Annotated in this window: 17 protein-coding genes; 12 read left to right on the top strand and 5 right to left on the bottom strand. The window is 60.0% G+C overall.

Annotated features, from left to right (window positions below; translation table 11 throughout):
* The first annotated feature begins 12 nt into the window (after positions 1-12).
* The 7 genes from algG to ACA074_RS04860 all read left to right on the top strand — a co-directional run bounded on the left by algG (position 13) and on the right by ACA074_RS04860 (position 9557).
* On the top strand, positions 13-1584 hold the full coding sequence (gene algG, locus ACA074_RS04890) for a mannuronan 5-epimerase AlgG (protein ID WP_497678536.1): 1572 nt from the start codon (positions 13-15) through the stop codon (positions 1582-1584).
* Positions 1585-1594: 10 nt separating this feature from the next.
* Positions 1595-3055 (top strand): alginate O-acetyltransferase, encoded by a 1461-nt coding sequence (locus tag ACA074_RS04885; RefSeq protein ID WP_497678535.1) that lies wholly within the window; start codon positions 1595-1597, stop codon positions 3053-3055.
* Positions 3056-3063: 8 nt separating this feature from the next.
* Entirely contained in the window at positions 3064-4188 is a 1125-nt protein-coding gene (locus ACA074_RS04880) for a mannuronate-specific alginate lyase (protein WP_497658706.1), read from the top strand.
* A 285-nt stretch (positions 4189-4473) separates the two neighbouring features.
* A complete protein-coding gene (locus ACA074_RS04875; RefSeq protein WP_497678534.1) occupies positions 4474-6039 on the top strand; it encodes an MBOAT family O-acyltransferase in 1566 nt (521 codons plus the stop codon).
* Positions 6040-6049: 10 nt separating this feature from the next.
* Positions 6050-7225, top strand: coding sequence for an alginate O-acetyltransferase (locus tag ACA074_RS04870; protein WP_401267827.1), 1176 nt, complete (start codon positions 6050-6052; stop codon positions 7223-7225).
* A 14-nt stretch (positions 7226-7239) separates the two neighbouring features.
* Complete coding sequence (locus tag ACA074_RS04865) at positions 7240-7896, top strand: alginate O-acetyltransferase AlgF (RefSeq protein ID WP_401267830.1); 657 nt, start codon at positions 7240-7242, stop codon at positions 7894-7896.
* 209 nt (positions 7897-8105) lie between these two features.
* Positions 8106-9557, top strand: coding sequence for a mannose-1-phosphate guanylyltransferase/mannose-6-phosphate isomerase (locus ACA074_RS04860; protein ID WP_489879190.1), 1452 nt, complete (start codon positions 8106-8108; stop codon positions 9555-9557).
* Between the two features lie 73 nt (positions 9558-9630).
* Here the strand turns inward: ACA074_RS04860 and ACA074_RS04855 are convergent, their stop codons facing one another.
* Positions 9631-12489 carry an RHS repeat domain-containing protein gene (locus ACA074_RS04855; protein ID WP_497678533.1) on the bottom strand — a complete coding sequence of 953 codons (2859 nt, stop codon included), beginning with the start codon at positions 12487-12489 and terminating at the stop codon, positions 9631-9633.
* A 163-nt stretch (positions 12490-12652) separates the two neighbouring features.
* Here ACA074_RS04855 and ACA074_RS04850 point away from each other — a divergent pair, with 163 nt between their 5' ends.
* The 3 genes from ACA074_RS04850 to ACA074_RS04840 all read left to right on the top strand — a co-directional run bounded on the left by ACA074_RS04850 (position 12653) and on the right by ACA074_RS04840 (position 15220).
* A complete protein-coding gene (locus ACA074_RS04850) occupies positions 12653-13117 on the top strand; it encodes a multidrug transporter (RefSeq protein ID WP_187676855.1) in 465 nt (154 codons plus the stop codon).
* Between the two features lie 35 nt (positions 13118-13152).
* Positions 13153-13977 carry an SDR family oxidoreductase gene (locus ACA074_RS04845; protein WP_497678532.1) on the top strand — a complete coding sequence of 275 codons (825 nt, stop codon included), beginning with the start codon at positions 13153-13155 and terminating at the stop codon, positions 13975-13977.
* Positions 13978-14218: 241 nt separating this feature from the next.
* Positions 14219-15220: an SEL1-like repeat protein gene (locus ACA074_RS04840; RefSeq protein ID WP_497678531.1), complete on the top strand. Its 1002-nt coding sequence runs from the start codon at positions 14219-14221 to the stop codon at positions 15218-15220.
* Between the two features lie 112 nt (positions 15221-15332).
* Here the strand turns inward: ACA074_RS04840 and ACA074_RS04835 are convergent, their stop codons facing one another.
* The 4 genes from ACA074_RS04835 to ACA074_RS04820 form a co-directional block, all read right to left on the bottom strand.
* Entirely contained in the window at positions 15333-16205 is an 873-nt protein-coding gene (locus ACA074_RS04835; protein WP_497616533.1) for an efflux RND transporter periplasmic adaptor subunit, read from the bottom strand.
* A gap of 25 nt (positions 16206-16230) precedes the next feature.
* Positions 16231-16431: a DUF1656 domain-containing protein gene (locus ACA074_RS04830; protein WP_007914106.1), complete on the bottom strand. Its 201-nt coding sequence runs from the start codon at positions 16429-16431 to the stop codon at positions 16231-16233.
* Complete coding sequence (locus ACA074_RS04825) at positions 16421-18613, bottom strand: FUSC family protein (RefSeq protein ID WP_497678530.1); 2193 nt, start codon at positions 18611-18613, stop codon at positions 16421-16423. The genes ACA074_RS04830 and ACA074_RS04825 overlap by 11 nt, the downstream gene beginning before the upstream one ends.
* 208 nt (positions 18614-18821) lie before the next feature.
* Entirely contained in the window at positions 18822-20321 is a 1500-nt protein-coding gene (locus ACA074_RS04820) for an efflux transporter outer membrane subunit (RefSeq protein WP_497678529.1), read from the bottom strand.
* A gap of 193 nt (positions 20322-20514) precedes the next feature.
* Here ACA074_RS04820 and ACA074_RS04815 point away from each other — a divergent pair, with 193 nt between their 5' ends.
* Both ACA074_RS04815 and ACA074_RS04810 read left to right on the top strand, forming a co-directional pair.
* Positions 20515-21483, top strand: a complete 969-nt coding sequence (locus ACA074_RS04815; RefSeq protein WP_103305180.1) for a LysR family transcriptional regulator — start codon at positions 20515-20517, stop codon at positions 21481-21483.
* 412 nt (positions 21484-21895) lie between these two features.
* On the top strand, positions 21896-22270 hold the full coding sequence (locus ACA074_RS04810; RefSeq protein ID WP_497678528.1) for a DUF6124 family protein: 375 nt from the start codon (positions 21896-21898) through the stop codon (positions 22268-22270).
* Positions 22271-22741 lie beyond the last annotated feature (471 nt).

The following is a 22741-nucleotide window of genomic DNA, read 5'->3' as shown; positions in this document are numbered from 1 at the left end:
GGAGTGCCCGACATGAATCATGCAAGGAAAGGCTCGCTCAGCCTGTTGGCCGGCGCAATGCTGCTGGCCTCGGCTGGTGCCTTCGCCACGGTGGAACCGGCCAAGCCTGTGACCACCGCCAAAGAGTTGCAGCAAGCCAAGACCTACACCGTCAGCAGCGCACCCACCGAGGCGCTGAACCTGGCCGCGCCAAAACTGCCGGACATCTCCGGCTACACCGCCGAAGCCGCCGCCGCGAAAATCGTGCGCAGCAAAGCGGGCAAGGTCAGCGTGCGCCGGATGATGCAGGAAGACGCCCTGAAGGACTTCATCGGCGGCGACAACAAGATGGTCGAATGGGTGGTGCGTCAGCATGGCATCCCGCAGGCGATCTTCGTCGACGACGGTTACATCAACCTCAAGGAGCTGGCGCAGAAACTGCCCAAGCAGTATTTCAGCGAGACCTCGCCGGGCGTGTACCTGTCGAAGTTGCCGATCGTGGTTGGCCGTAAAGGCATCCTCGAAATCGACGGCCAGACCCAGGAATTGCGTCTGTCCCAAGAGGCCGGTTCGTTCCTGGTCAACGACGGTCAGTTGTTTGTGCGTGACACCAAAGTCACTGGCTGGCGCGAGAAGGAAAACGGCCCGGCGACGTTCCGTTCGCCGAAAGAATTCCGTCCGTTCCTGCTCGCCTGGGGCGGCACCGAGACCTACATCGTCAACAGCAAGATGGCCAGTTTCGGTTACGCCAACAGTAAGTCCTACGGGGTGAGTATTTCCCAGTACACGCCGAACATGGCCAAGGTGCTCAAGCGTTCCGAGCCGACCGGCTGGATCGTCGGCTCCGAGTTCTCGGACATGTGGTACGGCTTCTACTGCTACGAGACCCGCGACTTTGTGGTCAAGGGCAACACCTACAAAGACAACATCGTCTACGGCATCGACCCGCACGACCGTTCCCACGGCCTGATCATTGCCGAGAACACTGTGCACGGCACGAAGAAGAAGCACGGGATCATTATTTCTAGGGAAGTGAACGACAGCTTCATCTTCAACAACAAGAGCTATGACAACCACCTCTCGGGCCTGGTGATCGACCGTAACAGCGTCAACAACATCATTGCCTACAACGAGATCTACAAGAACCACACCGACGGCATCACCCTCTACGAGTCTGCCGACAATCTGCTGTGGGGCAACAAGGTCATCAGCAACAAGCGCCACGGCATCCGCATTCGTAACAGCGTGAACATTCGCCTCTACGAAAACATCGCCATGGCCAACGGTCTGACCGGCGTCTACGGCCACATCAAAGACCTGACCGACACCGACCGCGACATCAAGCTCGACCCGTTCGACGCGCAAGTGTCGCTGATCGTGGTCGGCGGTGAACTGGCGGCCAACGGCAGCGGCCCGCTGTCGATCGACTCGCCTTTGAGCGTCGAGCTGTACCGCGTATCGATGCTGGCGCCGACCAAATCCAGCGGCATCAGCTTCAACGGCATCCTCGGCGAGCGCCAGGATGAAATTCTCGACTTGCTGGTGCGCCAGCAGAAAGCCGTGCTGATCGACCCTGTCGAACGCCAGACAGAAATGCAGGACTGAGGATAATTTTATGCACCCACACTTGATCAAATTACTCAGCCTGTCGGCCCTGACCGTGGGCATTCTGGTGGCCAGCAATGGCGCCCGTGCCGATGAGGCTGCCGGTGCTACCCCGCCGAAGTTCACCGCCGATCCGTGCTGCAACCTGTGCCCTGAAGCACACGACGCGAAGAATTACACCACGCGTTATCAGCAGAACTTCACCACGCTGGTGCAGGCCCAGGGCGACTGGCTGTTCCGTACCCAGGAAGACCTGCGCACCGAATTCAACACCACCCCGGCCGGCTACAAGCGCATGCAGCAACTGCACGATGCGTTCAAGAGCAAAGGCGTCGAGCTGGTGATCGTCTATCAGCCGACCCGTGGCCTGGTGAACCGCAACAAGCTCAACCCGCAGGAAAAAGCCGCATTCGATTACGAGAAGGCGTTGGGCAACTACAAGACCATGCTCGGCCGTTTCGCCAAGATGGGTTACGTGGTGCCGGACCTGTCGCCACTGACCAACGAATCGCTGCCGGACACCCTGCCCGCCCACGACTTCTACTTCCGCGGCGATCAACACTGGACGCCATACGGCGCCCAGCGCACCGCGAAAATCGTCGCCGAGAAGGTCAAGCAGATCCCGGCCTTCGCCGACATTCCCAAGCGTGAGTTCGAGACCAAGAAGTCCGGGCGCATGGGCAAGACCGGCACCCTGCACAACATGGCCGGGCAACTGTGCGGCACCAGTTATGCGATCCAGTACATGGACCAGTTCACCACCGAGCCTAAGGGCGAAGCCGGTGACGGCGATCTGTTCGGTGATTCCGGCAACCCGCAAATCACCCTCGTGGGTACATCGCACAGCGGCAAGAACTACAACTTCGCCGGCTTCCTAGAAGAGGCCATCGGCGCCGACATTCTCAACGTCGCCTTCCCCGGCGGTGGTCTGGAAGGTTCGATGTTGCAGTACCTGGGCAGCGACGAATTCCAGAAGACTCCACCGAAGATTCTCATCTGGGAATTCTCGCCGCTGTATCGCCTTGATCAGGAAACCATCTATCGCCAGATGATGGCCCTGCTCGACAACGGCTGCGAAGGCAAAGATGCACAGATGACCGGCAGCGCCATGCTGAAGCCGGGCAGCAAACAAGAACTGATGGTCAACAGCAAGAACCTGAACCTGCAGAACAGCAGCCATCAGGTCGACATCCGCTTCGCCGACACCTCGGTGAAAACCCTGCAAGCCACCCTCTGGTACATGAACGGTCGCCACGAGGACATCAAGATCGAGAAACCGGAAACCTCCGACACCGACGGTCGTTTCGCCTTTGAGCTGCGCACGGACGAAGACTGGGCCTCGCAAAACCTGCTGGCGGTCGAAGTCCAAGGGCCAGAAGCCGGCGCCGCGCCACAGAAAGTCGAAGCGAAAATCTGCAAACGCAACGTATTCCCGGGCGCTGGGCAACAAACCGCTCAGGTCGGGCAATGAGGTCTGCTATGCGAAACTCGAAACTGAAAACTCTTTTAGCGCCGACGCTGCTCGGGCTGGCGATCTTCGCCGGCACCGCGCAGGCCGCCGCACCACTGCGTCCACCTCAGGGCTACTTCGCGCCTGTGGATAAATTCAAGACCGGCGACAAAAGCGAAGGCTGCGATGCAATGCCGACGCCGTACACCGGCGCGTTGCAATTTCGCAGCAAATACGAAGGCTCGGACAAGGCCCGTTCGACATTGAACGTGCAGTCGGAAAAAGCCTTCCGCGACACCACCAAAGACATCACCACGCTGGAACGCGGTACCGCCAAACGCGTCATGCAGTTCATGCGTGATGGTCGCCCGGAGCAGCTCGATTGCACGCTGAACTGGCTGACCGCGTGGGCCAAGGCCGATGCGCTGATGTCGAAAGACTTCAACCACACCGGCAAATCGATGCGCAAATGGGCGCTGGGCAGCATGGCCTCTTCGTACATTCGCCTGAAGTTCTCCGACTCGCACCCACTGGCTCAACACCAGCAGGAGGCGCAGGAGATCGAAGCGTGGTTCAGCAAAATGGCCGATCAGGTGGTCAGCGACTGGGACAACCTGCCGCTGGAAAAAACCAACAACCACTCGTACTGGGCAGCCTGGTCGGTGATGGCGACGTCCATCGCCACCAACCGCCGTGACCTGTTTGATTGGGCGGTGAAGGAATACAAGGTCGGCGTGAATCAAGTCGATGCTGACGGTTTCCTGCCGAACGAACTCAAGCGCCAGCAACGCGCCCTCGCCTATCACAACTACGCCCTGCCGCCGCTGGCAATGATCGCCAGTTTCGCTCAGGTCAACGGGGTGGATTTGCGTCAGGAAAACAACGGCGCGCTGAAGCGTCTGGGTGATCGCGTATTGGCCGGCGTGAAAGACCCGGACGAATTCGAAGAGAAGAACGGCAAGAAGCAGGACATGACCGACTTGAAAGAGGACATGAAATTCGCCTGGCTCGAACCGTTCTGCACGCTCTACACCTGCCCGGCCGATGTGATCGAGAAGAAGCGCGGCATGCAGCCGTTCAAGACCTTCCGCCTGGGCGGGGATTTGACCAAGGTCTACGACCCGTCCCATGAAAAGGGCAACAAGGGTTCTTGAAAGGCGAAGAGCAAAAGCCCCTCACCCTAACCCTCTCCCGGAGGGAGAGGGGACTGAACGAGGTGCTTTTCAGAAATTCGCCGACCTGAAATATCGAGCCGATCTCCTTTTCTGAAGACCATGGAGATCTGGCTCCCTCTCCCTCCGGGAGAGGGCGGGGGGTGAGGGGCGCGGTCTGACGGCCAGCTCCGACCTCAAGCAAGCACTGTGTCACCCCTCCACTACCACGGGGGGTTTGGGGGGGCTTTGGCCCTTGACTGTTGGTTCAAACATGGAGAGATCGGGATGGTATTTTCATCCAACGTGTTCCTGTTTCTGTTCTTGCCGATCTTTCTCGGCATGTACTACCTGAGCGGGATTCGTTATCGCAATCTGCTGCTGCTACTCGCCAGCTACGTGTTCTATGCGTGGTGGCGGGTGGACTTCCTGGCGCTGTTCGCTGCCGTCACGTTGTGGAACTACTGGATCGGCCTGAAAGTCGGTGCTGCCGGCGTGCGGACCAAACCGGCGCAACGCTGGCTGTTGCTCGGCGTGGCAGTGGATCTGTGCATCCTCGGCTACTTCAAGTACGCCAACTTCGGTGTCGACAGCATCAACGCGATGATGACCTCGGTCGGTCTGTCGCCGTTCATCCTGACCCACGTGCTATTGCCGATCGGTATCTCGTTCTACATTTTCGAGTCGATCAGCTACATCATCGACGTGTATCGCGGTGACACCCCGGCGACGCGCAACCTGATCGACTTCGCGGCCTTCGTGGCGATCTTCCCGCACCTGATTGCCGGCCCGGTTCTGCGTTTCCGCGACCTCGCCGACCAGTTCAACAACCGCACGCACACCCTCGACAAATTCTCCGAGGGCTGCACACGGTTCATGCAGGGTTTCATCAAGAAGGTCTTCATCGCCGACACCCTCGCTGTCGTGGCCGACCATTGCTTCGCCCTGCAAAACCCGACCACGGGTGATGCCTGGCTCGGCGCACTGGCCTACACCGCGCAACTGTATTTCGACTTCTCCGGTTACAGCGACATGGCGATCGGCCTGGGCTTGATGATGGGTTTCCGCTTCATGGAAAACTTCAAACAGCCGTACATCAGCCAGTCGATCACCGAGTTCTGGCGCCGCTGGCACATCAGCCTGTCGACCTGGCTGCGTGACTACCTGTACATCACCCTCGGCGGTAACCGTAAAGGCACGCTGATGACCTATCGCAACCTGTTCCTGACCATGCTCCTCGGTGGTCTGTGGCACGGCGCGAACATCACTTACATCGTCTGGGGTGCGTGGCACGGCATGTGGCTGGCGATTGAAAAAGCGCTGGGTCTGAACACCTCGCCGCGCAGCCTCAACCCGATCCGCTGGGCGCTGACCTTCCTGCTGGTGGTCATGGGCTGGGTGATCTTCCGTGCCGAGAACCTGCACGTTGCCGGGCGCATGTACGGCGCGATGTTCAGCTTCGGTGACTGGTCGCTGTCGGAACTCAATCAGGCCAGCCTTACCGGTCTGCAAGTGGCGACGCTGGTGGTGGCTTACGTGACGCTGGCGTTCTTCGGCTTGCGTGATCTGTACACCCATCAGCCACCGGTCAAAACCAAGCCTGCGGTCGATGTCGAAGCCGACGGCCCGGCCGCTGCAACCCCTGGAATGATCAAGGCAGCCCCCGGCGAAAACCCGGCGAGCATCCACGAGCCTGGCTACACCGTCGGCGTTGACGCCCAGGTGCAACCGGCCTACTGGACGGCTGACTGGTCGCGCTACGCAATGCGCGCAGCGATTCTGCTGCTGTTCATCGCCTCGATTCTCAAACTCTCGGCGCAAAGCTTCTCGCCGTTCCTTTACTTCCAGTTCTGAGGGATCTGACATGACCCGCTCATTACGCATCTTCTACATCGCCCTGTTCCTGGTGACCCTGCTGGTCTTGGGTCTGTGGTCGGTACGCAGCTTCTTCGGCTTCAGCACCAACGCCGACGCCACGGTGCTCAACGGCCGATGGACCAAAGCCGTGGAAACCCACTATGACGAAGAGTTTCCGATCAAGCGCCTGGGCACAAACCTTTGGGCTGCGCTGGATTTCAAACTGTTCAACGAAGGTCGTCCGGGCGTCGTGCTCGGTCGCGATCAGTGGTTATACAGCGATGAGGAATTCAACCCGATCGTCAACGAAGAGCTGAACCTGCAAGGTAACTACGCGCTGGTCGAAGGCGTACGCCAGACCCTCAAAGAGAAAGGCGTGAAACTGGTGATGGCGATTGTGCCGGCCAAGGTTCGCCTGTACCCGGAACACCTGGGTGAAGTGAAACCGGCGAGCATCCACGCCAACCTCTATGAGGATTTCCACAACCGCGTTGCGGCGGACAAGATCCTCGCCCCTGACCTGCTCAAGCCATTGCAACAGGCCAAGCAGAACGGTCAGCAAGTGTTCCTGCGCACCGACACGCACTGGACGCCTGAGGGCGCCGAGGTTGCGGCCAACACCCTGGCGAAAACCATCACTGACAAGTTCCCGCTCAGCGGCGAGCCGCAGCGCTTTGTCACCACGCCTGCCGAGAAGGTCACGCACAAGGGCGACCTGCGCCTGTTCCTGCCGCTGGACCCGCTGTTCGAAAACCTGATGCCGGCGCAAGAACCGCTGCAAAAGCGCAACACCGTGGCCGCTGGCGATCAGCCTGCCGGTGACGACGCGCTGTTCGCCAACAGCGAAGTACCGGTCGCACTGATCGGTACCAGCTACAGCGCCAACCCCAACTGGAACTTCGTCGGTGCGCTGAAACAAGCGCTGCACAGCGACGTGGTCAATTACGCCGAAGACGGCCACGGCCCGATCCTGCCGATGCTCAGCTACCTGAAAAGCGATGACTTCAAGAACAGCCCGCCACAGGTGCTGATCTGGGAGTTTCCTGAACGATATCTGCCTGTGAACAACGAAATCGGTGACGCCGACCCGCAGTGGGTCGCAGAGCTCAAACAAGCCGGCGCACGCCAACAAAACGTAGCTGCAAACACTAAATCCGAGACGCCCGACCGGGCGCAAAACTGAAAGAGAGGTACACCATGACTTTCACTACTACGCATCAAAGTCTCGTGAAAAGCTTCGCACTGGTTGCTGGCCTCAGCGTACTTTCCGTACCTGCCTTCGCCGGTGGCGACGCCGCCCTCTACGGCCCGACCGCCCCGAAAGGCTCGAGCTTCGTGCGCATCTATAACGCCAGCAACGCTGAAGTCAGCGCCACCGTCGGCAGCACCAACCTGAGCGACGTTGCGCCGCTGGCCAGCAGCGACTTCAGCTTCATGCCGGGCGGCGACTACAGCGCCAAGGTCGGCAGCCAGACCCTGCCGGTAAAACTCGCCGGTGATCACTATTACACCCTGGTCAACAACGCTTCCGGCGCGCCGCAACTGATCGAAGAGCCACCGTTCAAGAACAAGCAGAAATCCCTGGTGCGTGTGCAGAACCTCAGCGACAAGCCGCTGACCCTGAAGACCGCCGACGGCAAGACCGACGTGGTGCCGAACGTGGCAGCCAAAGGCCGTGGCGAACGTGAAATCAACCCGGTGAAAGTCAGCCTGGCGCTGTACGAAGGCGACAAGAAAGTCGGCGACGTGAAGCCGGTTGCCCTGGAGCGCGGTGAAGCAGCAGTGCTGTACGTCACCGGTTCGGGCAGCAGCCTGTCGCCAGTCTGGGTGAAACGCCCGGTGTCGACGCGCTAATCAATTTTCCGATGAGACGCTGATCCCTGTAGGAGCTGCGGCACGCTGCGATCTTTTGACTTTGCTTTTAAAGATCAAGATCAACAGATCGCAGCCTTCGGCAGCTCCTACAGGGGGAATGCGGTGGCCTCTCGGTACGAGACAAAAACAAGAGTGAAACGACACAACGTTCGTGCCTCTAACCAAATCGATTTTATGGAGTAAACAATATGATTCCGGTGATCTTGTCAGGTGGTAGCGGTTCACGTCTTTGGCCGCTTTCGCGCAAGCAATTCCCTAAACAGTTCCTGGCCCTGACCGGCGAACACACCCTGTTCCAGCAAACCCTGGAACGCCTGGTGTTCGAAGGCATGGACACGCCGATCGTGGTCTGCAACAAGGATCACCGTTTTATCGTCAACGAGCAGTTGGCCAACCGCAAGCTCGAATGCCAGCGCATCCTGATGGAACCGTTCGGCCGCAACACTTCGCCGGCCGTGGCCCTGACCGCGATGATGCTGGTCAATGAAGGTCGTGACGAACTGATGTTGGTGCTGCCGGCCGACCATGTTCTCGAAGACCAGAAAGCCCTGCAACGCGCCCTGGCCCTGGCCACCGTCGCCGCCGAAAACGGCGAAATGGTGCTGTTCGGCGTGCCGGCGACCAAACCGGAAACCGGTTACGGCTACATCAAGTCCACCGCTGATTCGCTGCTGCCCGAAGGCGTCAGCCGCGTGTCGCACTTCGTCGAAAAACCGGATGTGAAACGCGCCACCGAATACGTCGAGTCCGGCGGCTACTACTGGAACAGCGGCATGTTCCTGTTCCGCGCCAGCCGCTTCCTCGAAGAACTAAAAAAGCACGATCCGGACATCTACGACACCTGCCTGCTGACCCTTGAGCGCAGCGAACAGGACGCCGACACCGTCACACTGGACGAAGCCACCTTCGCCTGCTGCCCGGACAACTCCATCGACTATTCCGTGATGGAAAAAACCCAGCGCGCCTGCGTCGTGCCGCTGACCGCCGGCTGGAGCGATGTCGGTTGCTGGTCGTCGTTGTGGGAAGTCAACGAGAAAGACGCCAACGGCAACGTCACCAAAGGCGACGTGGTGATCCAGGACAGCAAGAACTGCATGATCCACGGCAACGGCAAACTGGTGTCGGTGATCGGTCTGGAAAATATTGTGGTGGTCGAAACCAAGGACGCCATGATGATCGCCCACAAGGACAAGGTTCAGGGCGTCAAGCAGATGGTCAACACCCTTAACGAACAGGGCCGCAGCGAAACCCAGAACCACTGTGAGGTCTACCGTCCGTGGGGCTCGTACGACTCGGTGGACATGGGCGGGCGCTTCCAGGTCAAGCACATCTCGGTCAAACCGGGCGCATGCCTGTCGCTGCAGATGCACCACCACCGCGCCGAACACTGGATCGTGGTCAGCGGCACCGCCGAAGTGACCTGCGACGACAACGTGTTCCTGCTCTGCGAAAACCAGTCGACCTACATCCCGATCGCCTCGGTGCATCGCCTGCGCAACCCGGGCAAGATCCCGCTGGAAATCATCGAAGTGCAATCGGGTTCGTATCTGGGTGAAGACGATATCGAACGCTTCGAAGATATCTACGGCCGCTCCACCCCGATCGAACGCGGCGTGTCGGTGAAGACCATCGCGCAGTAAACGATCCGCAAGACAGAAGCCCTCGCCCAGCCCACTGCGTCCCCTATCCGCAGCGGGTTGGTCGGGGGCTTTTTTAGCCCTGCGAATGTTGTCGGGTCAGTTTGGGCCGGGTGCTCCCCCCCAGCGATTGCTGTCTGCCGGCGTAGGGTGTGGGCGAGATCAGCCCAATGAAATCCTGGGTTCGATTGAGCGTTTGAACGGTACTGAAGGTCTGCATTGATAATTCGGAGACCGCTTCCAGCAGTTCAGTGTCTGAGCCGCCGACCGTCGCCAGCTCGGTCAATATCGCTTGCGTCCTGAACGACACCATGTCGATGTTTGCCGAAATATGTTCGTAGGTGTCACTCAACGTCCCTGCATTCAAGCCCTGCGATGCATGGATGAACTCCCTTCCTGTCCGGATCAGTCCCGGGGTCTGCGATCCCAACGTGTCGGCGACTACCGAGATCACTTTGTCCTCAACCTTGGCGCGCGCCATTTTCACCAGTCGTGATCGACCGTCGGAAGCACGCGGATCATGTGCTGCCAGTTCCAGTTTCACTGTGGCAAGACTGAGCGATTTTTTCGGCTCGACGCTTTCAACGAAAGCCTTGGGATTCAGTTCGCTGCCCTTGAAATTGATAGGGCGGTTCAACTGATAGGTGTCCACGACCTTGTCGATTGCTGCATCCGCTGCCTTGCCGGCGAGCTTCGTACCCAGTTTCCCTCCAAGCACGGCCGCTCCCGGCCCCAATGCCCCGCCCAATGCAGTGCCAGCCGCGCCGCCCAGGGCTTGCGCCCCCGTGCTGACCGCGCTGCTGATCAGTTGCGTACCGACTCGCCTGGCCAACGCCTGAAACCGGTGTCGTGCCTGGGTGTGGTTGAGCAACGAATTTCTGACATCCGCCGCTGCCGAGGTGACCGAGTCCAGCAGTGCCTTCTGCTTTTGCGCGCTGTCAGCCAGCGCTGACGTAGACGTATCGCTTTTCCCGCCGCCATCGCTGTCAACATGCCTCATGGGAGAGTTACCGACCATCTGGTACAGGTTCGGCCCGTCAATAAAGCCTTTCGGGTCAGGGTTGAGCCATCGCTGCAACCAAGGCATGTAATAGCGATAACCGTAGTAATAACACCCGGTCGCATCACGCTCCTTGCCCGAATAGTGGAGGGTTTTGTAGCTGACTTCGGTGTCCTTGCTCCACGCCGTCTCGCCGAACGGGTGGAAGGTTTCCTGGCTGATGACGCGGGCATCCTCACCCAACTCCAGGCTGGTCGAGCCCAAATGATCAGTGAAGGTGTACCGATAGTGGTCGTTGGAACCGTTTGGCGGTGCGCTTTGCCAGTGCAAGACCCGCACGCTGTTGAGCGCCCCCTCGACGGTGATCACTTGCAGTTGTTCTACGTTGCCTGTGTCACTGCGCAACTCCAGTCCAGGCAAATAGCGCACCTGGGCAACGACACCACGGGCATTTGTCTGCAATAAACGCGTCTTGCGCACACGCTGACCGGCGCCGTCGTAACAATAGTGTTCAAGGTCATTGCGTCCGCCGGCACGTTCGACCGGCGTGACCGATTGCAACTGATTGCGCAAATTCCACGTCAGTGATCGCCCGGCCTCGAGCGCTCGCAGATTGCCACGCAGATCAAACGCCGCAGCGATTTCCTCTTCCGTGGGCGGTACATCGGCGCGGTAAGGCAAACAGCGATTGCTGAATCGCGCGGCGCGCAGCTTGCGACCATTACGCGCGCCAACATGCGTCAGCTCCAGCAAATTGCCGGACTCGTCGTATCGATAACTCTGGCGGTAATTGCTCACGGCGCCCGGATCGGCTCGTCCGGGCGTCGCGGGTCCCTGGCTCGCAGCACCCGCCTCCCAGCCAGTTGCCTCGCGCAACTGGTAACGACTGTCGTAGATAAAGAGACTGATCGGATCGATGCGCTGATTGGCGAAATAGCGGATCGGCAGTGCCTTGTCCTCGATGCTCAGCACATTGCCCATCAGGTCATAGTCGTAGACCAGATGATGCAAGATTTCGCCGTCGCTGTTCTCGGCCTGACGCACTTGCAAACGGCCGTCTTCAGCTCGATAGCGCAATGTCGTCAATACGCGGTTTCCCGCCCGTTCCTGCGTGACGTTCCCGTCAGCGTTGTAACGGATATCGCTGACCAGTGTTTGAGGTTCGGACTGATGCTTCAACTGCAGGTAACTGGCCCGCAAACGTCCATCGAGCGTCAACTCGATCCCCTGATGATTATTTCGCGCATCCACCTGTCGGAGTACCTGACCCAGCGGCCCGAAATGCCATTGGCTCGTCGCGCCCTCGCCGGGTTCTAGCAACTTCATGCGTTCATCAACCGGCTCAGGCCAATCAGGGGTCACGAGGTTCTGCATGAAGTGCCGGGTGTTCTCTGTGCATTGGCCGCTGATCGCAAAGTGTTCGAACAACACACTGCCTGCCGGGTCATCGTGGCGGATCAACTGGCCGAGCTGGTTGCGGCTCGGTTCACCAGCTCCGGGCTGACCATAAACAAAGCGCTCGACGCACCGTTGCGGCTGCGATTCGCCTTCTTCGAACACGGCCACCGGGCGCAGCAACGAATCGTGCCGGATTTCGCGACGGGTTCCACGACTGTCGCACTCGAGCAGCACTTGCGCGCCGAGACCGTGCAACGCAACCTGCGTACCGGCATCGACGCTGTCCGTGCGCAGCACTTGGCCGTTCAACAGATAAACCATGGCCAGACTGGCCGGCGTCAGAGGATCGCTCATTTGCAGCGCCCACAAACGTGGATCCCACTGGTCGACAGCACGCCCCGCCGCGTCATGAAAGGTGCGGTGCACGAGAGTCTGAGCGGCGCCAGGATACTCGGCGCGCCAGTAGTCGACTGTACGGATCGGCAGCCCACGCGGGTCGCTCACTGAAAGCGTCGGTGTTTTGCTGTGCATGCCCATATTTTTGCTCCGTTGCGTGGGGGTATCTCAGCAGCGACTGGGCATTGATGCCTACTGTCAGAAATTACAGTTCCGACCAATGGCACAATGGCCTGATACGCGAATGTCCATTCCGGCAACCCTTCGGTAGGATGTGGGTCACGAGTTCAAGGAGCGTTCACACATGTTCATCGGCGTTTTGCTGGTCTTCACTTGGCTGATCCTGTTGTTGCGCTATCCGGCCAAGGCCTTGCCCGTCTCGGTGGCAGCCGCCATCGGCCTCGGCCTCGTTGCCATGTGGGTGGTGTGGCTGGACAACCGCGAGATCAAACAACTGGCGCGCCTTGAACTGCGTATCAGCTATGCGCCCGAGCAGTGTCCGGCGGATCGTCCGCTGCAATTGAAGATGAACAACGGCAACAGCGTGCCGCTGACCGAACTGCGCTGGCGCATTGCAGCCTATGCACCGGGCGACACCGTCAATCTGGCCGACAATCAATACAGCGCCCCGCGCTACCGCGGCCCCGGCGAATTGCAGGCTGGCGGCAATTGGGAAGACTGCTTGCCGATGCCGCCGCTGCGTCCCGGTTATCGCCCGCAAACCCTGGAGTTTCGCGCCGAGCGATTGCAGGGCAGCTTCTCCGACTGATCCCCTTCCCCACTCTTTTGCACAAGGAATGCGCCATGCCCGTTGCGTTGATTACCGGATGTTCCAGCGGCATCGGCCGCGCCCTCGCCGATGCGTTCAAAACCGCCGGTTATGAAGTCTGGGCCAGTGCGCGCAAGGCTGAAGATGTCGCATTGCTGGCGACAGCCGGGTTCACCGCCGTGCAACTCGACGTCAATGACAACGCGGCGCTGGAACAACTCGCCGAGCGGATCAACCAGCAACACGGCGGTCTCGACGTGCTGATCAACAACGCCGGTTATGGCGCCATGGGCCCGCTGCTCGACGGCGGCGTGCCGGCCATGCAGCGCCAGTTCGAAACCAATGTGTTCTCGATTGTCGGCGTCACCCGCGCACTGTTCCCGGTGTTGCGCCGGGCCAAGGGCTTGGTCGTGAACATTGGCAGTGTTTCCGGCGTATTGGTCACACCGTTCGCCGGTGCCTATTGCGCCTCGAAAGCAGCAGTGCATGCCTTGAGCGATGCATTGCGCATGGAACTGGCGCCGTTCGGCATTCGCGTGATGGAAGTGCAGCCAGGGGCGATTCAATCGAGCTTCGCCAAGAATGCCGGGCATGAGGCTGAGCAGTTGATCAATGAACAATCGCCGTGGTTTCCGTTGCGAGAAGGGATCCGCGCGCGGGCCAAGGCGTCGCAGGACAAACCAACGCCGGCCCTTGAGTTTGCTGCTGTGCTGCTGAAGGCTGTGCAGCAGAGCAAACCGCCACGGCTGATTCGCATCGGCAATGGTAGCCGGGCATTGCCGCTGTTAGCGACGCTGCTGCCCAAAGGCTTGCTGGAATCGACGTTGATGAAGCGGTTTGGCTTGCACGGCCAGCTCTGATTTACCTCGGTGAAATTGCCAAACCAGCCGTTCCACGTAGAATGCGCCGCACTTGAAGCGCCCGCCGCTTCAAGTGAACCCGATAGCGCATGGAATCGCTGGCGCACGCATCGAAGCAAGGGAATTGCTGAACACTGATACAACCCTCCCCCGGCTGTTCCTGCCTGGAACAGCCGCTGCTTTGTTGGCCTGTCTGACGCGAGACCTGCTCTCACGCTTCAACTAAGCTCAGGAACAACTTTTGAAAGTTTCCAACGTACTGCCTTTGGTATTGCTCACCTTGCTGGCGGGCTGCGCCACTCAAGAAGTGCCCCTCAACGACACCCTGCCGAAATTGACCGCGCGAGACCTGTTGCCGACCGTCACCGCGAACGAATACTGCAATGCGCAGATGGACAGCGACATTGTGTTCGGGACCGGTTTGCTGATGTACGAAGACGGCGCGCGCGATATCGCCAAAACCTGCCTGGCCATGGCGGCGCCGAAACACCCTCGCGCGTTTTGCTACCTCTCCTCAATGATTCGCCAGAATGGTGACCTGGCCAACGAGCAAACACGCACCTTAGCCTTCAACTACACGGCCTACGCGGCCATGCAAAATGACTGGTGTGCGGAGTACGGCATGTACGAATCGTACAAGTACGGCATCGCCGGGGCGAAGGAAGATGCCGCACTTGCCACGCGCTGGCTGGTGCGCTCCTCACAGCACGGTTATCCCGATGCCCAGGATAAGCTGGTCAAGCAGTACGAAGAACAAGGCAACCTGATCGAAGCGTACGCGTGGAGCAAAGTCATGGCCGATGCAGATGACACCCACGCCGATGCAACCGTCAAAACCCGGATGACCCCGGAGCAAATTACCAAGGGTGAGAAACGCTACAGCGAACTCGTCCCCCAGGTCGCCAGCAAGGCAACCAAAGCCGCCGAAGAGCGGGAAGAGGACGTCGCCCGCTACTCCGCCCAGATCTATCAGGACTATCCGGATACCTTCAAGGGGCTGACGTCCGCCGAACGTTATGCCTACATGAAGCAGTCGATCGGCGATGCCATGGACCTGCCATTCATCAGGAACCGTGATCACGTGCTGATCTACATCGTGATCGATCGCGCTGCCAAGTTGAAAATGCCTGGCGCAAATATCGCCAATGACCCGCGCATCGTCAGCCTCATCAAGGACAAACAGTTAACGGTCGACGAAACCATCGAGTCCGGACTGCGGGTGGTCGACAAGTTCTACCGATAAACCCACACCTGTGGCGAGGGAACTCGCTCCCGCTTGAGTGCGCAGCGCTCACGTTGTTTGGCGCCGCTTCGCGGCCCGGCGGGAGAAAGCTCCCTCGCCACAAAAGCCTTCTTCAGTCTGATGACTTGATGTCGTCCTGCCTTACCACCACCGTACAAGTAATCCCCGCCGCCAACAAAACACCTTCCGGCACTTCATCAATGTGAATCCGCACCGGCACTCGCTGTGCCAAGCGCACCCAGTTAAACGTCGGGTTGACGTCGGCGATCAGCTCGCGGCTTTCCGGGTTGTCGCGGTCGTAGATGCCGCGTGAAATGCTTTCCACGTGGCCCTTCAGGACTTCGCCGCTCATCAACTGCATGTCGGCCTTATCCCCAACGCGAACGTGCGGCAGTTTGGTTTCTTCGAAGAAGCCGTAGACCCAAAACGAATTCATATCCACCACGGCCATTTTCGCTTCGCCGATGCGCGCGTAGTCACCTCGATGCACGTTGAGGTTGGTCACGTAGCCGTCCACCGCCGCGCGCACTTCGGTGCGTTTGAGGTTGAGTTCGGCGGCTTCCAGTTGCGCCTGCGCATGCTGATAGTCGGCCAGCGCGGCGTCGGCGATGTTGCTGGCGTCGTCGCGGTTTTCCTTGGAGATCACCAGATTGTCCAGATCGGCGCGGCGATGGGCGTTGACCTTGCGCATCTCCCACGTCGACTTGCGTGAAGCGACCAGCGACTGCGCCTGTTTCACTGCGATGCGGTAATGCTCGGGGTCGATCTGCATCAGCAAATCGCCCTTCTTCACCAATTGGTTGTCACGCACCGGCACGTCGATCACTTCACCGGTGACGTCGGCGGCGACGTTGATGATGTCCGCGCGCACCCGACCGTCGCGGGTCCACGGCGTGTTCATGTAATGCACCCACAAAGTCCGGCCGATCCACAGCGCAAGGGCCAGCACCAGCAAGGTCGCGAGCAGGCTGAAAAACTTTTTCATCAGAGCCTTCTTCAGAGATAGAGAGTCAACGGTAAACAGTCAGCGCCATCGCGCCGAACAGACAGGTAAACAGGCTCAGGCGCAGCAGCGCCGGGTGCCAGAAGAAGCGGTACAGATCGAAGCCCGACAAGAACCGATCCACCGCCCAGGCCAATGCCGCAGCGATGAAAAACATCAGGGTCATGGTCGGCATGTACACACCGTGGAAAGCGATTTCACGAGGCATGGGCAAGTCCTTCAGGCTTGGCGTGTGCGAAAGCGCCAAGCGGTGATTGCGGGTCGAGCAACGAGGTGCGAATGAAGTGCAGATAGCTCTTCACCCGGCGCAGGGCCGAGGTATCGAAGTGCGGCGCGAACGGTTCGTCAGTGGCGGCGACACGGCTGATCGCATGATCGACTGCCACCAGAGCGCGCTCCAGATTGCTTGAGTTCGGTTGCAGAAAAAGCCGCACCAACGCCCGGCCCATCACACGGATTGCCTGACGCCACGGTTGCGATTCGGCATAGGCCGGGTGCACCGGCAGAATCGCCTGCTCCTTGCGCAATTCAATGATCGCGTGGCCGACTTCCAGCACCACGAACATCCAGCGCAAAAGGCTCTTTTGCACCTTCGGCTCACCGGCCGCCAGACCATAAGCCTGATGCAACAAGTCGCGGGTACGGCTCTCGAAACTCGACGCCAGCCCCTTGAGTTTTCCGCTGATCGCATAGACCACTTGCCCACGCAGATCCTGCTCCAGCCGTCGCCACAACCAGCGGCTGTTGGGCGGCAGAATAATCGCCCCCGCCGCCGCACACACCAGCATGCCCATGACCATGGCGATGTAATCGTTGATGAAGGTGTAAGGGTTATAAATCGTGAGGTTGTCCGGCACCGAACCGGTGCTGAAGAAGATCAGCAAGCCGAGACCGACACCGGCATATTGCGGCCGCGACGTGAGGAAAGAACCCAGTACGATTACCGGCGCGAGCATCACGCACAGCAGCGGAAAACCGTCGATCCAAGGGAAGATGAAAAACATCTCGACGAAGCCGATCAACGCGCCGAGAAATGTGCCGCAAGCCATCTGAAAGGCCATGCGTTTCGGGTTCGGCGTGGCAGCGGAAAGGCCCACGGTGGCGGCGGCGATCAGGGTCATTGTCGCGCCGCTCGGCCACGCGGTGGCGACCCAATAACTGCCCAGCACGATCAGGATGAACGAGGCGCGAATCCCCGAAGCGGCCGCCGCCCACCAGTTGGTTTGCGGGGTGAACGGCTCGTCCCAGCGCTCGCGTTCGTGGCGATGATCGGCCAAGGAGGCGTGGGTCTGCGCGTAACCGTGCAGATCGTCGACGAAGCGATAGAGCAACTCATACGCGGTGTGGAAATCCAGCTGCTCGGCGTCGCTCGGTTCACTCTCCTGAAAGATTGCGCGCAGGCTGCGCACTCGCGCCGGCAAGCCATCCTTGTAGGTCGCCAGCGCCGTCGCCAGCCGCGCGGCATCGGGGCTGGTCAGTGCCCGGCCGCTGAAACCGTCGAGCACTTCGGCCAGATCCTGCAAGCCCGGTCTGATCGCCGCCACAACGAGTTCTTCATCATTGCCGCGCAAGCGTTCGAGCAACTGATGCAAGGCATTGAAGCGCGTGGTGATGCCCATGAACTCGCTGTTCAAACGGCTCAGGCGACCATTGCGCCGACGCATGTGCGGGTCTTCGAACACCGTCACACTGCGCAGCCCTTCCAGCCCCACCGCCTCGGCGATGAAACGCACGTTGCTCGCTTCAAAGGATTCGGTTTTGCTGCGCCCGCGCAAGCCATCGGTGACGAACAAAGCGAACACCCCGAAGCGCTGGTACAAGGCGTTGCGCATCGCCGCGCTGGCGGTTTGCGGCAGGATCGCGGCGCTGACCACCGTGGCGCAGATAATCCCCAGCGAGATCTCCAGCACCCGCCACACCGCTGCCATGAACGCACCGTCCGGGTGCGCCAGCGCCGGCAAACCGACCATCGCTGCGGTGTAGCCCGCGAGGACAAAACCATAGGCGCGGAAGTTACGGCAACGCGCCGCACCGGCCGAGCAGATACCGACCCAGATCGCCAGCGAGCCGAGGAACAGTTCAGTGTTTTGCGCGAACAGCGCAATCAGCGTGACCATCATCGCTGACCCCGCCAGGGTGCCGAGGAAGCGATAGAAACTCTTGGCGAACACCTGACCGCTTTGCGGCTGCATGACGATGAACACGGTGATCATCGCCGTACGCGGTTGCGGCAATTCCAGACGCATCGCCAGCCACAGGGTGAGGAACGCGGCGAGCAACACCTTGAAGATGTAGACCCAAGTCACGCCATCACTGCGCGCCCAGTCAAAGAAACCGCGGCGCCATTCCAGGGAGTAGAGCCAGCGCAGTGGTGCGGGCAAGGGAGTCATTAAATCTTGCTCAATGAATGAAGAAAAAATCTGTGAATCACACAATTCCTGTGGCGAGGGGATTTATCCCCGATGGGCTGCAAAGCGGCCCCAAGAAAAGCGAATGCGGTGTGCCAGGCAGAACCGGTTTGCAGGTGTTGGGGCTGCTGCGCAGCCCATCGGGGATAAATCCCCTCGCCACAGGAGTTCACCATCCTCGGGTTCAGGTTCACCGCAGGAGAGCCGGGGTTTTCGGGGCTTGTGTTTGTTCGGCAGTTGGCACATCGTTGCCGGCACCAAGGCCACCCCCCAACGCCGTCACCAACTGCGCATGTGCACTCAACCGCGCCGCCTGCACCTGCTGCTGCACTTGCTGCTGCTTGAACAACAGCGTCTGCGCATTGAGCACGTTGAGGTAATCGGTGAGGCCGCGTTGATAGGCGATCATCGCGATGTCGTAGGTCTTCTGCGCCGTGGCCACGGACTCGGCGGCGAAGCCTTGCTGCTTGTCCATCGACTCGCGGCGGATCAACTGGTCGGAGATGTTCTTCAGCGCATTGACCAGCGTCTGGTTGTAATGCGCCACGGCAATGTCATAACCGGCCGACGCTTCACCCAGTTCGGCACGCAAGCGCCCGCCGTCGAAGATCGGCAACGAGATCGCCGGCCCGACGTTGTAGGTGAGTTTCTTGCCGGTCAAAAACTCCAGCGCGCCGCCGCCGGTGGCCATGTAGCCGAGGCTGCCGACCAGATCAACGTTGGGATAAAAACCGGCATGCGCCACCTCGATCCCGCGCGCCTGCGCCGCCACTTGCCAGCGGCTGGCGACGATGTCCGGACGCTGACCGAGCAGTTCAGCGGGCAGTGCCGACGGCAACTTCAGCGCCGCGCCAAGCGATAGCGTCGGACGCTGCAACTGCGCGCCTGCACCCGGACCTTGACCGGCCAGTGCGGCGAGTTGATTGCGACTGAGGGCGATCTCTTCATCCAGCGCATCAATTTGCCGATGAGTTTCCGGCAACGGCGTTTCAGCCTGGCTGACTTCAAAGTGCGTGCCGATCCCGCCGTCCAGACGCTTCTGCGCCAGCTCAAGAATCTGCTGTTGCTGTTTGAGCGTCGCGGCGACGATGTCGCGCTGGGCGTAATGCAGCGACAACTCGATGTAGGCGCGCACGATGTTGTTCTGCAATTCCAACTGCGCCAATCGCGCTTCGGCGGCGCTCATGTGCGCCAGATCCACCGCCCGTTCGCTGGCATTGCTTTCGCGGCCCCAGAGGTCGAGGGCGTAGCTGAAACCCAGCGCCGCGTTGTTGTCCCAGGTGGTGGTGTTGGCCAATTCGCCCGGGCCGTAAAACTGATCGGTCGGCCAGTTGTGACGCTTGAGGGTCGACTCGCCATTGATCTGCAACGACTCGGCCGCTTCAGCGACACCGGCCAGGGCTTTGGCCTGACGCACTCGCGCGGCGGCCATGGCCATGCTCGGGCTGCCTTGTACGGCGAGGTCGATCCAGCGGTTCAATTGCGGGTCGCCGTAGGCTTGCCACCATTGCGCGGTGGGCCAGTTGGCGTCACGGGCAGCGTGGGCGATGGCGTCGTCGGTGGCCAAATCATTGGCCTCCAGCGCGTTGCCCTGCGGAGCAATACCTTCGGTTGAAATGCAGCCGCCAAGAGCCAGGGAAAAAGCCAGAACACTGAGCGGCAAAAGCGCTCTGTTGATGCGACGCGGCACAGCTGCGAATTCCTGAAAGAAGGGATATGGCGAGGAGTGGTGTGGATCGGCGCAATTCTATGGGGCGCCCTGAACGGCGATAAGCTGGGAATCCTGTGAATCTTTGTTACCGTTAACGAGATAATCCCTTGGTCGGGGGTCTCAGCCCCTGAAACTTCGTGTCACAATTTGCCATCTCCCTTGAGAGCACCCCATGGACACTTTGCAAAACATGCGCGCCTTCAGTTGCGTGGCCGAAGCCGGCAGCTTCACTGCCGCCGCCGTGCAGCTCGACACCACCACCGCCAACGTCTCGCGCGCGGTCTCCAACCTGGAAGCCCACCTGCAAACCCGACTGCTTAACCGCACGACTCGACGCATTGCCCTGACCGAAGCCGGCAAACGCTACCTGCTGCGCTGCGAGCAGATCCTGGCCTACGTCGAAGAAGCCGAAGCCGAGGCCAGCGAAGCCCACGCCCGCCCCGCCGGCCAGTTGAAAGTCCACACCATGACCGGCATCGGCCAGCACTTCGTCATCGACGCCATCGCCCGCTATCGCAAGACCCACCCGGACGTCACCTTCGACCTGACCATGGCCAACCGCGTGCCGGACCTGCTCGATGAAGGCTACGACGTCTCCATCGTGCTGGCCCGCGAACTGCCGGACTCCGGTTTCGTCTCGCAACGCCTGGGCATCACCTACAGCATCGTCTGCGCCTCACCGGCCTACGTGAAAGCCAACGGCTGCGCGCAAAAACCCAGCGACCTGCTCAACCACGCCTGTCTGCGCCTGGTCAGCCCGGTGATCCCGCTGGAAAAATGGGCCTTCGACGGCCCTGAAGGCCAGGAAATGGTCACCATCAACAGCTCGCCGTTTTTGGTGAACTCCGCCGACGCCATGAAAACCGCGATCACCAGCGGCATGGGCGTTGGCGTGTTGCCGGTGTACGCGGCAATCGAAGGGCTGCGCAATGGCACGCTGGTACGGGTAATGCCCAACTACCGCTCGCAGGAACTGAACCTGTACGCGATCTACCCATCGCGGCAATACCTTGATGCAAAGATCAAGACGTGGGTCGAATACCTGCGCGGCTCACTGCCGGAAATCCTCGCGGCACATCAGGCAGAACTGGCCGCCTACGAACTCAGCGGCAGCCTCGCCGGAGCACGCGTCGCCAACTGATTTTCAACACACCGTGAAACCTGCAGGAGCTGCCGCAGGCTGCGATCTTTTGACCTTGATGTTTAAAAATCAAAAGATCGCAGCCTACGGCAGCTCCTACATTTCGGGCTTTTCGCGGAAGTTTCCGACGTGTTTTGAAGGTTGTCCGTCGGAAGTGCGGTGGATAGGCTTTGGGTGTCGCTGACGAATCAGCGACCAGGTCTGGAAAACCCGATTTCAACTACCAAAGCTCATGGCATACTGCGGCGCTTTTTCTGCTCGCAATGTTATGGCGGCTGTGCGCGGGAGGCCCTTGGGCCTGCCGGTTTTGGTGAGTTGGGCCGGTTTTTCCAGTCCGCGCACGGCTGCCACCCTTACGTCTGGAAAACGAAAAGTGGCGGCTTCAAGACAACTTGCCATGAGTATGTTCCCCATGAAAAAGCCAACACCAAATCCGCCCGAAGCGGATAACACCTCCCCCTACGAATCTTCCGGCTCGAAGAAATTCCACGAAGCCGCCGAGCGAGCGCTCGACCACTACTTCAAACCCAACGAGTTGACGTTGCGCTTCCACAAACCCAGCACCATGTTCCAGGTCGCACCGGACCAAGACAACGAAAGCCTCCTCGTCCACGCCTGCGAATCACTGGCGCAAGCCAGCCTCATGTCCAGCGACATCGCCGCCTACGTCGACCTCCCGCAGCGACGTACGATTCTGGCGATTCAGCAGATCATCATGCTGGCGGAACTGGCGGTGAATCGCGTACTGGATAACGTCGACATCCCCCAACCCGCGCCACGCAATTGAAGTTTGCTGGGACAGTCCGGGGATGCTGCTGAAACTCAAACAGCCTCTGGAACTGCCCTCACCCTAACCCTCTCCCAGAGGGAGAGGGGACTGACCGAGGTGTCTGGATGAGCTACGCCGACTTGGAATACCGAGTCGAATCAACATTCCGAAAAGCCCAAAAATCAGCTCCCTCTCCCTCGGGAGAGGGCTGGGGTGAGGGGCGAATCCAACACAAACCAAAACCCAACCACCCGCTCCTTACCACTCAACAGGATGAGCGTTAGCTCGGCTGCAGCTCTTGATCTTGATCCACGGGCGACGTCGGAAGGCTGAGTGGAGGGATTTATCCGGGGGGTAGGCGCGAAGCGCCGTTTGGCGAAGCCAAACACATCGAGAGGAGGTGCAGCGAAGCAAACCGGAGGCGATGCCCCCGGATGGATCCCGCAGCGAAGGCACCCCGAGCCCCAGCGAGCGGGCCGTACGTAGGAG

It is taken from the genome of Pseudomonas sp. LBUM1655 (genome assembly GCF_059716085.1).
This window is presented reverse-complemented; position numbering and strand designations above follow the sequence as displayed.

What these genes read in the sequence shown, in the direction of transcription:
- algG (WP_497678536.1), top strand. Translation starts at nt 13, where the DNA reads ATGAATCATGCAAGGAAAGGCTCGCTCAGCCTGTTGGCCGGCGCAATG.
- ACA074_RS04885 (WP_497678535.1), top strand. Translation starts at nt 1,595, where the DNA reads ATGCACCCACACTTGATCAAATTACTCAGCCTGTCGGCCCTGACCGTG.
- ACA074_RS04880 (WP_497658706.1), top strand. Translation starts at nt 3,064, where the DNA reads ATGCGAAACTCGAAACTGAAAACTCTTTTAGCGCCGACGCTGCTCGGG.
- ACA074_RS04875 (WP_497678534.1), top strand. Translation starts at nt 4,474, where the DNA reads ATGGTATTTTCATCCAACGTGTTCCTGTTTCTGTTCTTGCCGATCTTT.
- ACA074_RS04870 (WP_401267827.1), top strand. Translation starts at nt 6,050, where the DNA reads ATGACCCGCTCATTACGCATCTTCTACATCGCCCTGTTCCTGGTGACC.
- ACA074_RS04865 (WP_401267830.1), top strand. Translation starts at nt 7,240, where the DNA reads ATGACTTTCACTACTACGCATCAAAGTCTCGTGAAAAGCTTCGCACTG.
- ACA074_RS04860 (WP_489879190.1), top strand. Translation starts at nt 8,106, where the DNA reads ATGATTCCGGTGATCTTGTCAGGTGGTAGCGGTTCACGTCTTTGGCCG.
- ACA074_RS04855 (WP_497678533.1), bottom strand. Translation starts at nt 12,489, where the DNA reads ATGGGCATGCACAGCAAAACACCGACGCTTTCAGTGAGCGACCCGCGT.
- ACA074_RS04850 (WP_187676855.1), top strand. Translation starts at nt 12,653, where the DNA reads ATGTTCATCGGCGTTTTGCTGGTCTTCACTTGGCTGATCCTGTTGTTG.
- ACA074_RS04845 (WP_497678532.1), top strand. Translation starts at nt 13,153, where the DNA reads ATGCCCGTTGCGTTGATTACCGGATGTTCCAGCGGCATCGGCCGCGCC.
- ACA074_RS04835 (WP_497616533.1), bottom strand. Translation starts at nt 16,205, where the DNA reads ATGAAAAAGTTTTTCAGCCTGCTCGCGACCTTGCTGGTGCTGGCCCTT.
- ACA074_RS04830 (WP_007914106.1), bottom strand. Translation starts at nt 16,431, where the DNA reads ATGCCTCGTGAAATCGCTTTCCACGGTGTGTACATGCCGACCATGACC.
- ACA074_RS04825 (WP_497678530.1), bottom strand. Translation starts at nt 18,613, where the DNA reads ATGACTCCCTTGCCCGCACCACTGCGCTGGCTCTACTCCCTGGAATGG.
- ACA074_RS04815 (WP_103305180.1), top strand. Translation starts at nt 20,515, where the DNA reads ATGGACACTTTGCAAAACATGCGCGCCTTCAGTTGCGTGGCCGAAGCC.
- ACA074_RS04810 (WP_497678528.1), top strand. Translation starts at nt 21,896, where the DNA reads ATGAAAAAGCCAACACCAAATCCGCCCGAAGCGGATAACACCTCCCCC.